Origin of the sequence: Devosia subaequoris, from assembly GCF_014197055.1 — a bacterium.
Classification (GTDB): domain Bacteria; phylum Pseudomonadota; class Alphaproteobacteria; order Rhizobiales; family Devosiaceae; genus Devosia; species Devosia subaequoris.
Genome location: NZ_JACIEW010000005.1, coordinates 104,251 through 117,026, shown reverse-complemented (window position 1 = coordinate 117,026; position 12,776 = coordinate 104,251). Strand labels below are relative to the sequence as shown.

Sequence of the window (12,776 nt, the reverse complement as noted above, 5' to 3'; positions counted from 1 at the left end):
GTTGATTGAACAAGGCTCCGTGCCGCCTCAATGAACTCCAGCGTCAGGATAAAAACTCAATGAAAACCCCATCCATCGACCTCAAGGCCAACGCCAAGTCTGCGGTGATTGACGTGCTCAATGCCCGCCTTGCTGACAGCATCGATCTGGCCCTGGCCACCAAGCAGGCCCATTGGAATTTGAAGGGTCCCAATTTCATCGCCGTCCATGAAATGCTCGACCCCATGCGCGCGGCCATTGATGGTCACATCGATGTCATGGCCGAACGCATAGCTCAGCTCGACGGCACGCCGGACGGCACCAGCCAGACGGTCGCCAAGACCACCAGCCTTGACGCCTACCCCACCGACATCAAGAAGGTGCCTGATCATCTCGCTGCCCTGGCTGATCGTTATGGCAAGCTGGCCAACCAGGTCCGCAAGGATATCGACGCGACCGACGAGGCCGGCGATGCCGATACCGCCGACATTCTGACCGCCTATTCTCGCGATCTCGACAAGAATTTGTGGTTCATCAAATCGCATCTCGAATAGGACTTTCACCCCCCTTTTCAGCTTGTCGGGCGCTCCCTCGGGGGCGCCCTTTCTGTGTTGGCGCCAGATCAGGCAAAATCTCCTACAGTTTCCTACAACTTTTCCGACCAAGTCCTATTTTTTGTGTCGACTTGGCGGCAAAATAGCTTGCTCCTAGTTTGGAATTATGCAAATGTGCCGGCGTTAGGGCAGCACCTCTGTCCTATCTCACGCGTCGCCCCGCTCTCCGCGGCCAGCGCGCACGCTGGTCCGGCTGGACCGCTAGTCGATAGCGGAAACGGACAGGCGGGGCTAAGATAGAGCCCGAATATGAGCGGCCATTTGGATGCAGTGCCGCTCCCCATACAGGAACGCAATTTGCTCATTCGAGCCGTACTCGTGTAGTACGACCCGGCTGAACACTGCGCCCCAGAGGAAACCATGCATCCGCCCGGCCGGCCTTGTCGGCAATAGCAGGATGCGCAAGACGAAACATTGGCCCCAGTTCAGGGCCCGAACAGAACGAGGTTGAGCCATGGCAAACGAACGGAACGGCATCACCGCCCAGACCGAAACCGCCAATCGCAAAACCCTGATTCTGGATGGCAAGCGCGTCGACGGACGTCCTCAGGCCCAAGGTCTTTATGATCCGGCCCAGGAGCATGATGCCTGCGGTATCGGCATGATTGCCAATATCAAGAACAAGCCCAGCCACGAAGTGGTGCAGAAGGGTCTCGAAATTCTCGAGAACCTGGAGCATCGCGGTGCCGTGGGCGCCGACCCGCTGATGGGCGACGGCGCCGGCATTCTGGTGCAGACCCCGCACGCCTTTTTCGCCAAGGTACTGCCCTTCGCCCTGCCCGAAAAGCAGCACTACGCCGTGGCGATGGTGTTTTACCCCAATGACGTCGCCCTGCGGGACAAGTGCGCTGCCGTGGTCCGCCGGTGCCTTGAGACCGAGGGCCTCGAACTGCTCGGCGAACGCACCGTACCCACCGACAATTCACGGCTTTCCGAAGGCGTCATTGCCACTCAGCCGATCATCGAGCAGATGGTCATTGCGCGCCCCGAAGGCCTGACGATCGATGAGTTCGAGCGCAAGCTGCTGATCGTACGCAAGGTCATCTCCAACTCCGTCTATAAGGAAGTCCCCGAGAGCGACAGCGATAACGGCTTCTATGTCGTCTCCATGTCGGCGCGCACCATTGTCTATAAGGGCATGTTCCTGGCCGACCAGCTGGGCGCCTTCTACACGGACCTGCACGACGAAGCCTTTGAAAGCGCCATCGCGCTCGTCCACCAGCGCTTCTCGACCAACACCTTCCCTTCCTGGAAGCTGGCCCATCCCTATCGCATGACCACCCACAATGGTGAGATCAACACCATTCGCGGCAACGTCAACTGGATGGCGGCCCGCCAGGCCTCGGTCTCCTCGCCCAGGTTCGGCGATGACATCACCAAGATCTGGCCGATCTCCTATGAGGGTCAGTCCGACACCGCCTGCTTCGACAACGCGCTCGAATTCCTCGTGCGCGGCGGCTATTCGCTGCCCCACGCAGCCATGATGCTGATCCCCGAGGCCTGGGCCGGCAACTCGCTGATGGATGAAGAGCGTCGCGCCTTTTACGAATATCATGCCGCCCTTATGGAGCCCTGGGACGGCCCTGCAGCCATGTCCCTTTCGGACGGCCGCTATGTTGTTGCCACGCTCGACCGTAACGGGCTGCGCCCCGCGCGCTACCTCGTAACCAAGGAAGGCCATGTCGTCCTGGCTTCGGAGTCCGGTGTGCTCGATATCCCCGAAGAGGATGTCGTCGAGCGCTGGCGCCTGCAGCCCGGCCGCATGCTGCTGATCGACCTCGAAGAGGGCCGCATCGTCTCGGACGAAGAGGTCAAGAAGCACCTGGCCACCAAGAACCCCTACGCCGAATGGCTCGCCCGCAGCCAGATCGTGCTCGAGGACCTGCCCGCCACCGAGCCGCAGGCCCCCAAAAGCTCGGAAAGCCTGCTCGACCGCCTGCAGGCCTTTGGCTACACCCAGGAAGACTTCAAGCTGTTGATGGCCCCCATGGCCACCACCGGCCAGGAAGCCGTGGGCTCGATGGGCACCGACACGCCCATTTCAGCGCTCTCTAACAAGTCCAAGCTGCTCTACACCTATTTCAAGCAGAACTTCGCGCAGGTCACCAACCCGCCCATCGACCCGATCCGCGAGGAATCGGTGATGTCGCTGGTGAGCTTCATCGGCCCGCGTCCGAACATTCTCGATCTGGAAGGCTCGTCGCGCGAAAAGCGCCTCGAAGTGCGCCAGCCCATTTTGACCAATGAGGATCTCGAAAAGATCCGCGCCATTGGCGACATGCGCGACAACCAGTTCAAGACCAAGACCATCGACATCACCTACATGGCCGACAAGGGCGCCGCTGGCATGGAAGCGGCCCTTGCCGACATCTGCGCCATTGCCGAAGAGGCGGTGCGGGGTGAATACAACATCATCATCCTCTCCGATCGTCTGGTCGCGGCCGACCGCATTGCCATTCCGGCACTGCTGGCGACCGCTGCCGTGCATCACCATCTGATCCGCAAGGGTCTGCGCACCTCCTCGGGCCTGGTGGTGGAAACCGGCGAAGCCCGCGAGATGCACCATTTCGCCATGCTGGCCGGCTATGGCGCCGAGGCGATCAACCCGTACCTGGCCTTCGAGGCCCTGGCCGCGCTGCATGCCGAAGGCGAGTATCCGCCCGAGGTTTCGGCGGACGAAGTGGTCTATCGCTACATCAAGAGCGTCGGTAAGGGCCTGCTCAAGGTCATGTCCAAGATGGGCATTTCCACCTACCAGTCCTATTGCGGCGCCCAGATCTTCGATGCCATCGGTCTCAATTCCGAATTTGTGAAGAAGTATTTCTTCGGCACCGCGACCTCCATCGAGGGCGTGGGCCTCGCCGAAGTCTCCGAAGAAACCGTGCGCCGCCATAGTTCCGCCTTTGGCGACGATGCGGTGCTGCGCAAGGCCCTGGATATCGGCGGCGAATATGGCTACCGCATCCGCGGCGAAAAGCATGCCTGGTCGCCTGACATTGTCGCCGATCTGCAGCACGCCGTGCGCACCGCCAGCGACAGCCCGGAAACCGCCCAGGAACGCTATGACAGCTTTGCCGCCCATGTGAATTCTGGCGACAATGGCTACCTGGCAATCCGCAACCTGTTCGACATCAAGCCGCTCGGTCCTGCCGTCGAACTCGATGAAGTCGAACCGGCCGCCAATATCGTTCGCCGTTTCGTGACCGGTGCGATGTCCTTCGGCTCGATCAGCCGCGAGGCGCATACCACCCTGGCCATGGCGATGAACAAGATCGGCGGCAAGTCCAACACCGGCGAGGGTGGCGAAGAGCCCGATCGCTACAAGCCCCTCCCCGACGGCTCGCGCAATCCACTGCGCTCGGCCATCAAGCAGGTTGCTTCGGGCCGCTTTGGCGTCACCACCGAATATCTGGTCAATTCCGACCAGATCCAGATCAAGGTCGCCCAGGGTGCCAAGCCCGGCGAAGGCGGCCAGTTGCCCGGTCACAAGGTCGACTGGATCGTTGCCAAGACCCGTCACTCGACCCCGGGCGTGGGCCTGATTTCGCCCCCGCCGCACCACGACATCTATTCGATCGAAGATTTGGCTCAGCTCATCTACGATCTCAAGAACGTCAACGAGCAGGCCGATATTTCGGTCAAGCTGGTCAGTGAAGTGGGCGTCGGCACGGTGGCTGCAGGTGTGGCCAAGGCGCGTGCCGACCACATCACCATCTCCGGCTATGACGGTGGCACCGGTGCCTCCCCGCTGACCTCATTGAAGCATGCCGGTGGCCCTTGGGAAATCGGCCTGGCCGAAACCCATCAGACGCTGGTGCTCAACCGTCTGCGCTCCCGCGTTCGGCTGCAGGTCGATGGCGGTCTCAAAACCGGCCGCGACGTGCTGATCGGCGCCATTCTGGGTGCGGACGAATTTGGCTTCTCCACGGCGCCACTGATCGCGGCCGGCTGCATCATGATGCGCAAGTGCCACCTCAACACCTGTCCGGTTGGCGTTGCCACCCAGGATCCGGTGCTGCGCAAGCGTTTCAAGGGCACGCCCGAGCACGTCATCAACTACTTCTTCTTCGTGGCCGAAGAGCTGCGCGGCCTGATGGCCTCGCTCGGTGCCAGGACACTCGACGAGTTGATCGGCCGCTCCGACCTGCTCGACCAGCGCCGGGCCACCGATCACTGGAAGAGCGAAGGCATTGACCTCTCCAAGGTGTTCTACAAGCCCGAGCCGCTGGGCGGCGACAGCCTCTATCACACCGAGACGCAGAACCATCACCTCGAAGCCGTGCTCGATCGCAAGCTGATCGAACTGGCCGCTCCGGCGCTGGACAACGGCACCCCGGTGCAGATCGAGCTGCCCATCAAGAGCCGCGACCGCTCTGCCGGCGCCATGCTTTCGGGTGCGGTGGCCAAGAAATATGGTCATGCGGGCCTGCCCGAGGACACCATCTCGATCACCCTCAAGGGCACCGCCGGCCAGGCCTTTGGCGCTTTCCTGTCCAAGGGCATCTCGATCGACATGATCGGTGACGCCAATGACTATGTCGGCAAGGGCCTCTCGGGTGGTCGCATCGTGGTGCGCCCGTCGGACAAGGTCGGCATCGTGCCGGAAAATTCGATCATCGTCGGCAATACCGTGCTCTATGGCGCGATTTCCGGTGAGTGCTATTTCCGCGGCGTCGCCGGCGAACGCTTCGCCGTGCGCAATTCGGGCGCCATCGCGGTTGTCGAAGGCACCGGCGATCACGGTTGCGAATATATGACTGGCGGCCTCGTTGTGGTCATTGGCAAGACCGGACGCAACTTTGCTGCGGGCATGAGCGGCGGTGTCGCCTATGTGCTGGACGAGGACGAAACCTTCCGCTCGCGCTGCAACCTGGCCATGGTCGATCTTGAGCCGGTGCAGGAGGAGGAAGACCTCATGCGCAAGCTGCACCATCATGGTGGCGACCTCGAATGGCATGGCCGCGTCGACATTTCGGGCGACATGACCAAGCATGACGATGAGCGCCTGCACCAGCTCATCTCCAATCATCTGCACTACACGGGCTCGACCCGCGCCAAGCAGATCCTGGAAAACTGGGTCGAAATGCGTCCCAAGTTCGTCAAGGTCATGCCGGTCGAGTATCGCCGCGCCATCCTGGAGATGGAAAAAAAGCGCGCTTCGGGCGCTCAGGCGGCGGCCGAGTAGCGGCCCTTTCTTCACCTCCCCCGATAAGGGGGAGGCCGAGAGGGAGTGGAGCCGGGCTCCGCTCTTTCAGTTGAGTTCAATTCCGCGCACAGCGCGACCTAAGGGGAGACAAGCATGGGCAAGGTTACCGGCTTTCTCGAAATCGAACGTGAAGAGCCGCGCTACGAGCCGGCCTCCGACCGCATTCGCCATTTTGGTGAGTTCACCATTCCGCTCACCGAAGGCCGGGTGGTCGATCAGGCTGCCCGCTGCATGGATTGCGGCATTCCCTTCTGTCATGGCGATACCGGCTGCCCGGTGCACAACCAGATCCCGGACTGGAATGACCTGATCTATAATGGTGATTGGGAAGAGGCTTCGCGCAATCTCCACTCGACCAATAATTTCCCCGAATTCACCGGTCGCATCTGCCCCGCCCCCTGCGAGGAAGCCTGCACCCTCAACCTTGAGGACGTGCCCGTCGCCATCAAGACGGTGGAACAGGCCATTGCCGACAAGGCGATCAAGGCCGGTTGGGTCAAGCCGCGCCCACCCAAGACCAAGACCGGCAAAAAGGTCGCCGTCGTTGGTTCGGGCCCGGCCGGTATGGCCGCCGCCCAGCAGCTCGCTCGTGCCGGGCACGATGTGCATGTCTATGAGCGCGAACCCAAGGCCGGCGGCCTGATGCGATATGGCATTCCCGACTTCAAGATGGAGAAGGGCCATATCGACTTCCGCGTAAGCCAGATGGAAGCCGAAGGCGTCACCTTCCACTATGGCGTCAATGTCGGTGTCACCACCCCGCTCTCGGATCTGCAGCGCGACCACGACGCAGTGCTGCTCTCTGGCGGCGCCGAGCGCCCGCGCCCGGTCGATGTCGAAGGCAACCAGTTCGCCGGCGTGCATTTCGCCATGCCGTTCCTGGTGCAGCAGAACCGCCGCGTGGGTGGGGAAGATGTCAGCAATGAATTCCAGCTTACCGCTGCCGGCAAGCATGTCGTGGTAGTGGGCGGTGGCGATACCGCGTCGGACTGCGTTGGCACCAGCTTCCGCCAGGGCGCTATTGCCGTCACCCAGCTCGACGTCCGCCCGATGCCGCCCGAGCTGGAGAACAAGTTGACCAACTGGCCCAATTGGGCGGTCAAGATGCGCACCTCGTCCTCCCAGGCCGAAGGCGCGATCCGCGAATTCTCCGCCGGCACCATGAAGATCATTGCCGACGCCAATGGTCACGTCACCGGCGTCGAGTGCGCCCGCGTTGACCGCAAGCGCCAGCCCATTCCAGGCACCGAGTTCGTCATCAAGGCCGATCTGGTCCTTCTCGCCATCGGCTTTGCCGGTCCGGTTGCCGAAGGCATGCTGACCGAACTGGGCGCCGACCTCGACAAGCGCGGCAACCTGTTTGCCGACACCATGAGCTACAAGACCTCGGTGCCCGGCGTCTATGCCGCCGGCGACATGCGCCGCGGCCAGTCGCTTGTCGTCTGGGCCATCCGCGAAGGCCGCCAGGCCGCCCGCTCCATCGACTTCGACCTGATGGGCAAGACGGACCTGCCTCGCTAAACAGCCGCACCAACGGGTAAATCGCGCCACTGGCGCGATTTCAGGCGAGCAGACCACGAGCACTGTGCTCGAATGGCCGTGTATGGGCAGCCCGAACGGATTTAGCCCCACACCGGCCGGTCCCTCCCCCTATCAGGGGGACTTCGGAACGGCCGAAGGCAAAATCACGCCAGTGACGTGATTTTAGATTCGAAGGCCGGAAGGGCTACGCCCGCACGGCAGGTCAGAGTATGGTCCCGCAAACGCGATTCCACGGACGCCCCATGCCCCAAGCCCCCTACACCGTCGACCAGCTCATCTCCGCCAAGGCCATTGCTGCCCGCGTTGAAGCACTGGCTGCCGAAATCACCGAGAATTTCCGCGACACCGACAAGCTCGTCGTCGTGGGCCTCTTGCGCGGCTCCTTCATCTTCATCGCCGATCTGGTGCGCGAGATTGATCTGCCGGTCGAGGTCGACTTCCTCGAAGCGTCCTCCTATGGCGACGCCATGGAATCGAGCCGCGAGGTGCGCATCCTCAAGGATCTGCGGGGCGAAATTCACGATCGCGACGTGCTGGTGGTGGAAGACATCATCGACACCGGCCACACGCTCAAGCACGTCCTGGAAATCCTCGAGACCCGCCACCCGCGTCGCATGGAAGTGTGCGCCCTGCTCAACAAGCCATCGCGCCGCGAAACCGACGTCCCGGCCCGCTGGATCGGCTTCGACATCCCCGATGAATTCGTCGTCGGCTATGGCATCGACTACGCCCAGCGCAACCGGAACCTGCCCCATATCGGCAAGGTACGTTTCCTCGAGGAATGACGGACAGCGCTGCTACGCTTCGCTCTGTCGCTTGCGGAAGGTGCTGAACTGGAATTTCTGCACGCTTCCCCATGGCGTGACATGCTCGTGTCGGACTTGGCCGACAAGCACGAACCGGTCGCCGAGCAGTGCCGATAGGCTTTCCCCGTCATGCCGCACCACCGGCAAGCCGCTGCATTTTTCCGGGCCGTCTGGCGCGAACGTGCCGATGACGGCAACGCCCCCGGCGACCAGCGCCCGGTCGATGGCCTCGGCATAGCGCGCCTGGTCATCCGCTGTCGCAAGGAAATGCAGCGCCGCCCGGTCATGCCAGAAATCATAGCCGCGATCAGGCTCCCATTGGGTGACGTCGCCGGCGATCCAGCCGACATTGCTGACCTCCGGCAGGCGGGCCCGCGCGATATCGAGTGCAGCCTGTGACAGGTCCAGCACGCTTACCCAGGCCTGGCCACGGGCAATCAGCGCATCGACCAGCCGCGAGGCACCACCCCCGATATCGACAAGGGCGTGCTCCTGACGAAGGCCGGCGGCATCGAGAAGCCCAAGCGAAAAGGCCGGGCTCTCCTCGAACCAGGACACCTCGTCCTCGCCCTTGGTGGAATAAACGCCCTGCCAGTGGTCTTCTCGTTCGCTCACATCACCGCCCCGACCTGCCAGGGCACGAACTCATTGTCGCCATAGCCCAGCGTCTCGGACTTGGTCCGCTCGCCCGAGGCGACCTTGAGGATGTGCTCAAAGATTTGCTGACCCTTGGCCTCGATGGAAACACCCTCGACGATGTCGCCGCAATTGATGTCCATATCTTCGCTCATGCGGGCATACATGTCCGAATTGGTCGCCAGCTTTATCGACGGCACCGGCTTGCAGCCATAGGCCGAGCCACGCCCGGTGGTGAAAGTCAGCACATTGGCGCCGCCTGCCACTTGGCCGGTGGCCGAAACCGGGTCAAAGCCCGGCGTGTCCATGAACACAAAACCCTTCTCGGTGACCTTCTCGGCATATTCATAAACCGCCGTCAGCGGCGTCGAACCGCCCTTTGCCGTCGCGCCGAGGGACTTTTCCAGAATCGTGGTCAGCCCGCCCAGCTTGTTGCCGGGCGACGGATTGTTGTTCATTTCCCCGCCATTGCGACGCGTGTAATCCTCCCACCATTTGATGCGCTCGATCAGCTTTTCGCCCACTTCGCGCGTCACCGCGCGGCGGGTCAGCATATGTTCGGCGCCATAGACTTCAGGCGTCTCCGAAAGGATCGCCGTGCCACCATGCTTGACCAGCGTATCGACCGCAACGCCCAGCGCCGGATTGGCGGTAATGCCGGAATAGCCGTCCGAGCCGCCGCATTGCAGCGCCAGGGAGAGATGACTGGCATCCACCGTTTCGCGCCGCGCCTTGGCCGCCACCGGCAGCATCTCCTTGATGCGCTCGACCCCCCAGTCAATCATCTTGCGCGTGCCGCCGATCTCCTGGATCGTCATGGTCTGGAAAGTGTCGGTTTCAGATAGGTTATAGGCTTCCTTCATCCGGTCGATCTGGAACGCTTCACACCCTAGGCCCACCAGCAATGCTGCGCCCAGATTGGGGTTGGAGGTATAGCCCCACTGCGTGCGCCGGAAAATCTGATAGCCCTCGCCGCTCAGATCCATGGCACAGCCCGTGCCATGCACGAACGGGATAACCCCATCGATCTCCGGGTAGTCGTCCAAAACGCCCGAGCGGTTGATTGCTTCGGCCATGAATTTGGCGACAGTTGCCGAGCAGTTCACCGAGGTCAGGATACCAACATAATTGCGCGTCCCCACCGAGCCATTGGCGCGCTTGAAGCCTTGAAAGGTCGCCCGCTGGCTGGCTTCCAGCATCTCGACCGGCACCGCGCCTTCGGCAAAGGCATAGTCGTGTGCCAGCGACCCATCGGGACCGCCCATGCCGCAATTGTGCTCATGCACCCAATCGCCCGGCGCAATCCCTTCCTTGGCAAAGCCGATGATCTGACCGAATTTTACCACAGCCTCGCCTGCCGCAATCGGGCGTGTGGCGAACTTGTGCCCGCGCGGCACCCGCCGGATGATGGCAACACCCTCGGGCGTGCCGGTGCCCACCTCGAGATTGGCCAGCGCCACCGCAATATTGTCGGCGGCATTCAGCACCAGGGTCTTGCCTTGCGGCTGCGTCACTTGCTCATTCATCAACAGGGGCCTTTGGCAGTCGGTTCTCAACGCTTTACGCCAGAAGATATTCTCGTCAGATTGCGCACGCGCTTCGAGAGGTCCGGCATTGTCATTCAAGACGTCACTAACTAACATGTTAGCATGAAAACGGAAGCCAGTCCTTACCAATTTCTCGGTTCAGCAGGCGATTTCTCGCGCGGCACGGTCACGGTGGAGGTCACCAACGCCCTGCGCCAGGCCATAGTCTCCCTGGCCCTGCCACCGGGCACCATGCTGGACAAAACCGCCATCTGCACCCAGCTGGGCGTGTCGCGCTTCCCCGTCAGTGAAGCGCTGGCCAGGCTGGCCGACGAGGGTCTGGTCGACATTGCACCGCAGCGCGGCTCCACCGTCTCTCTGGTCAAAATTGCTGATGTCCGCGAGTATATGCTCATCCGGAAGGGGCTCGAGAGCGAGGCTTTGCGCGTTCTCATCGGCAAGCACGACACGGAGGTCATCGCGGCGCTGCACGCCAATATGGCATCCCAGCGCGATGCCGCCTCGCGCGACGATGCCGAGACCTTCCACCAGATCGATGTGGACTTTCACGACATCATCTTCCGCTCCATGCGGCTGACCAAGGTCAAATCGATCATCGACAAGGCCCGCGCCAACCTTGATCGCGCCCGCCGTCTCATCATCACGCCGCGCCGGCTCAACCTCACCATTGCCGAACATCAGGCGATCTTCGACGGCATTCTGGCTGCTGACGCGCCCCAGGCCATTGCCGCCATTCGCGCCCATATCGACGCGGTCATGGTGGAACTGTTCGCCTTCGCCCAGGAACAACCCGCGCTGTTTGCCGACGGCGCCGAATTCACCACCGAAGACAACGACTTCCCCTTTGGCTAACCGCGAGACCTCTTTCACCAATGCTCAAGAATATCCCGCCCCTGCTTGGTCCCGAATTGCTCTCCACCCTGCGTGCAATGGGCCACGGCGACGAGATTGCCATCGTCGATGCCAACTTCCCTGCCGAGTTCCTCGGTCCATCCGTGATCCGGGCCGACGGCATTGCCGCCACTGACATTTTGGATGCGGTGCTGACGGTGATGCCGCTTGATGATTTTGTCGACGATGCCGCCATCGGCATGGCCGTTGTCGGCGATGCGTCCGCCGTCCCGGCGATCTTTGGGGAGTTCGAGGCGCTCATTGCCCGCCACGAGCCAACCCGGCGCTTCTCCACCATTGAGCGCTTTGCCTTTTACGATCGCGCCAGCAAGGCCGCCGCTCTCGTGCAGACTGGAGAAGCGCGTCTCTATGGCAACATCATACTCAAGAAGGGTGTGATCCGCCCCGAATCCTGACCGGCCGAACGGCTTTGTCCCTAGCCGCCCTCGACAGACTAACATGTTAGCTCTATGACGCCGACAAACCCATTTGGAGGATCCTCACCATGAAACTGCTTCGTGTCGGTGCCAAGGGCGCTGAAAAGCCCGCCATTCTTGCCCAGGACGGCTCGATCCGCGATCTCACCGGCGTCGTGGCAGACATTGGCGGGGCGACCCTGCTGCCCGAGGGGCTGGAGATCATCGCCGGGACCGACATTGCCTCGCTGCCCACGCTGTCCGCCGACGAGCGCATCGGTCCCTGCGTGGCCAATGTCGGCAAGTTCATTTGCATCGGCCTGAACTATGCCGACCACGCCGCCGAAACCGGCGCGCCGATCCCCGAAGAGCCCATCATCTTCATGAAGGCCACCAGTGCCATTGTCGGTCCCAATGACGATGTCATCATCCCCAAAAACGCCATCAAGCCCGATTGGGAAGTCGAGCTGGCGATCGTCATCGGCAAGGAAGCCCGCTACGTAGAAGAAGCCGACGCCATGGACCATGTGGCCGGCTATTGCGTCTGCAACGACGTATCCGAACGGCACTTCCAGACTGAGCGCGGCGGCACCTGGGACAAGGGCAAGGGCGCCGACACCTTCGGCCCCATCGGCCCATGGCTGGTGACCAAGGACGAGGTCGCCGATCCGCAGAACCTCAAGATGTGGCTCGAGGTCGATGGCAAGCGCTATCAGGACGGCTCCACCAAGACCATGATCTTTGGCGTTGCCAAGGTCGTCTCCTATGTCTCCCAGTTCATGAGCCTACAGCCGGGTGACATCATCACCACTGGCACCCCGCCGGGCGTAGGCATGGGCATCAAACCCGAGCCGGTCTGGCTTCAGCCGGGCAATGTCATGCGCCTCGGCATCGAAGGCCTCGGCGAGCAGACCCAGAACGTCAAGGCCTATAGCGCCTAATTTCTGCTGTGTGCCCTTCCCTTTGGCGGGAGGGACAACACACACAGGGGCAAAATCTGCGGGCCCGTCAGGCGGGTCCGCACCTTGCTCACCCTGACGCCCCCCGCAAGGCGCCCGGCGCCTCGAAAAGTGCCTCCTGCTGGCCCCACCTGCCTTTCTGCCACTAGGCGGCGATAGAAGACTGGCAGAGTTTTTTCG

General features: G+C 62.0%; 9 protein-coding genes. 7 read left to right on the top strand and 2 right to left on the bottom strand.

Features of this window, described 5'->3' with window-relative positions:
• The first annotated feature begins 5 nt into the window (after nucleotides 1-5).
• The 4 genes from dps (at nucleotide 6) to hpt (ending at nucleotide 8,126) form a co-directional block, all read left to right on the top strand.
• Complete coding sequence (gene dps / locus GGR20_RS11175; protein WP_276511919.1) at nucleotides 6-533, top strand: DNA starvation/stationary phase protection protein Dps; 528 nt, start codon at nucleotides 6-8, stop codon at nucleotides 531-533.
• A 514-nt stretch (nucleotides 534-1,047) separates the two neighbouring features.
• Nucleotides 1,048-5,778, top strand: coding sequence for a glutamate synthase large subunit (gene gltB, locus GGR20_RS11170; protein ID WP_183311347.1), 4,731 nt, complete (start codon nucleotides 1,048-1,050; stop codon nucleotides 5,776-5,778).
• Nucleotides 5,779-5,892: 114 nt separating this feature from the next.
• A complete protein-coding gene (locus GGR20_RS11165; RefSeq protein ID WP_183311346.1) occupies nucleotides 5,893-7,320 on the top strand; it encodes a glutamate synthase subunit beta in 1,428 nt (475 codons plus the stop codon).
• A gap of 263 nt (nucleotides 7,321-7,583) precedes the next feature.
• Nucleotides 7,584-8,126, top strand: coding sequence for a hypoxanthine phosphoribosyltransferase (gene hpt / locus GGR20_RS11160; RefSeq protein ID WP_183311345.1), 543 nt, complete (start codon nucleotides 7,584-7,586; stop codon nucleotides 8,124-8,126).
• A gap of 12 nt (nucleotides 8,127-8,138) precedes the next feature.
• Here the strand turns inward: hpt and GGR20_RS11155 are convergent, their stop codons facing one another.
• Nucleotides 8,139-8,762 carry a methyltransferase domain-containing protein gene (locus tag GGR20_RS11155; RefSeq protein WP_183311344.1) on the bottom strand — a complete coding sequence of 208 codons (624 nt, stop codon included), beginning with the start codon at nucleotides 8,760-8,762 and terminating at the stop codon, nucleotides 8,139-8,141.
• Nucleotides 8,759-10,309 (bottom strand): D-arabinonate dehydratase, encoded by a 1,551-nt coding sequence (locus tag GGR20_RS11150; RefSeq protein ID WP_183311343.1) that lies wholly within the window; start codon nucleotides 10,307-10,309, stop codon nucleotides 8,759-8,761. Before GGR20_RS11150 ends, GGR20_RS11155 begins: the two co-directional genes overlap by 4 nt.
• A gap of 123 nt (nucleotides 10,310-10,432) precedes the next feature.
• Between GGR20_RS11150 and GGR20_RS11145 the strand changes: the two genes are divergently transcribed.
• From GGR20_RS11145 to GGR20_RS11135, 3 genes are all read left to right on the top strand, one after another.
• On the top strand, nucleotides 10,433-11,182 hold the full coding sequence (locus GGR20_RS11145; RefSeq protein ID WP_183311342.1) for a GntR family transcriptional regulator: 750 nt from the start codon (nucleotides 10,433-10,435) through the stop codon (nucleotides 11,180-11,182).
• 20 nt (nucleotides 11,183-11,202) lie between these two features.
• Nucleotides 11,203-11,637, top strand: coding sequence for an RbsD/FucU family protein (locus GGR20_RS11140; RefSeq protein WP_183311341.1), 435 nt, complete (start codon nucleotides 11,203-11,205; stop codon nucleotides 11,635-11,637).
• A gap of 89 nt (nucleotides 11,638-11,726) precedes the next feature.
• A complete protein-coding gene (locus tag GGR20_RS11135; RefSeq protein ID WP_183311340.1) occupies nucleotides 11,727-12,578 on the top strand; it encodes a fumarylacetoacetate hydrolase family protein in 852 nt (283 codons plus the stop codon).
• Nucleotides 12,579-12,776: the final 198 nt, after the last annotated feature.

Bases quoted from the DNA above. Each gene is read 5' to 3' on its own strand.
- gltB (WP_183311347.1), top strand. From the start codon at position 1,048: ATGGCAAACGAACGGAACGGCATCACCGCCCAGACCGAAACCGCCAAT.
- GGR20_RS11165 (WP_183311346.1), top strand. From the start codon at position 5,893: ATGGGCAAGGTTACCGGCTTTCTCGAAATCGAACGTGAAGAGCCGCGC.
- hpt (WP_183311345.1), top strand. From the start codon at position 7,584: ATGCCCCAAGCCCCCTACACCGTCGACCAGCTCATCTCCGCCAAGGCC.
- GGR20_RS11150 (WP_183311343.1), bottom strand. From the start codon at position 10,309: ATGAATGAGCAAGTGACGCAGCCGCAAGGCAAGACCCTGGTGCTGAAT.
- GGR20_RS11145 (WP_183311342.1), top strand. From the start codon at position 10,433: ATGAAAACGGAAGCCAGTCCTTACCAATTTCTCGGTTCAGCAGGCGAT.
- GGR20_RS11140 (WP_183311341.1), top strand. From the start codon at position 11,203: ATGCTCAAGAATATCCCGCCCCTGCTTGGTCCCGAATTGCTCTCCACC.
- GGR20_RS11135 (WP_183311340.1), top strand. From the start codon at position 11,727: ATGAAACTGCTTCGTGTCGGTGCCAAGGGCGCTGAAAAGCCCGCCATT.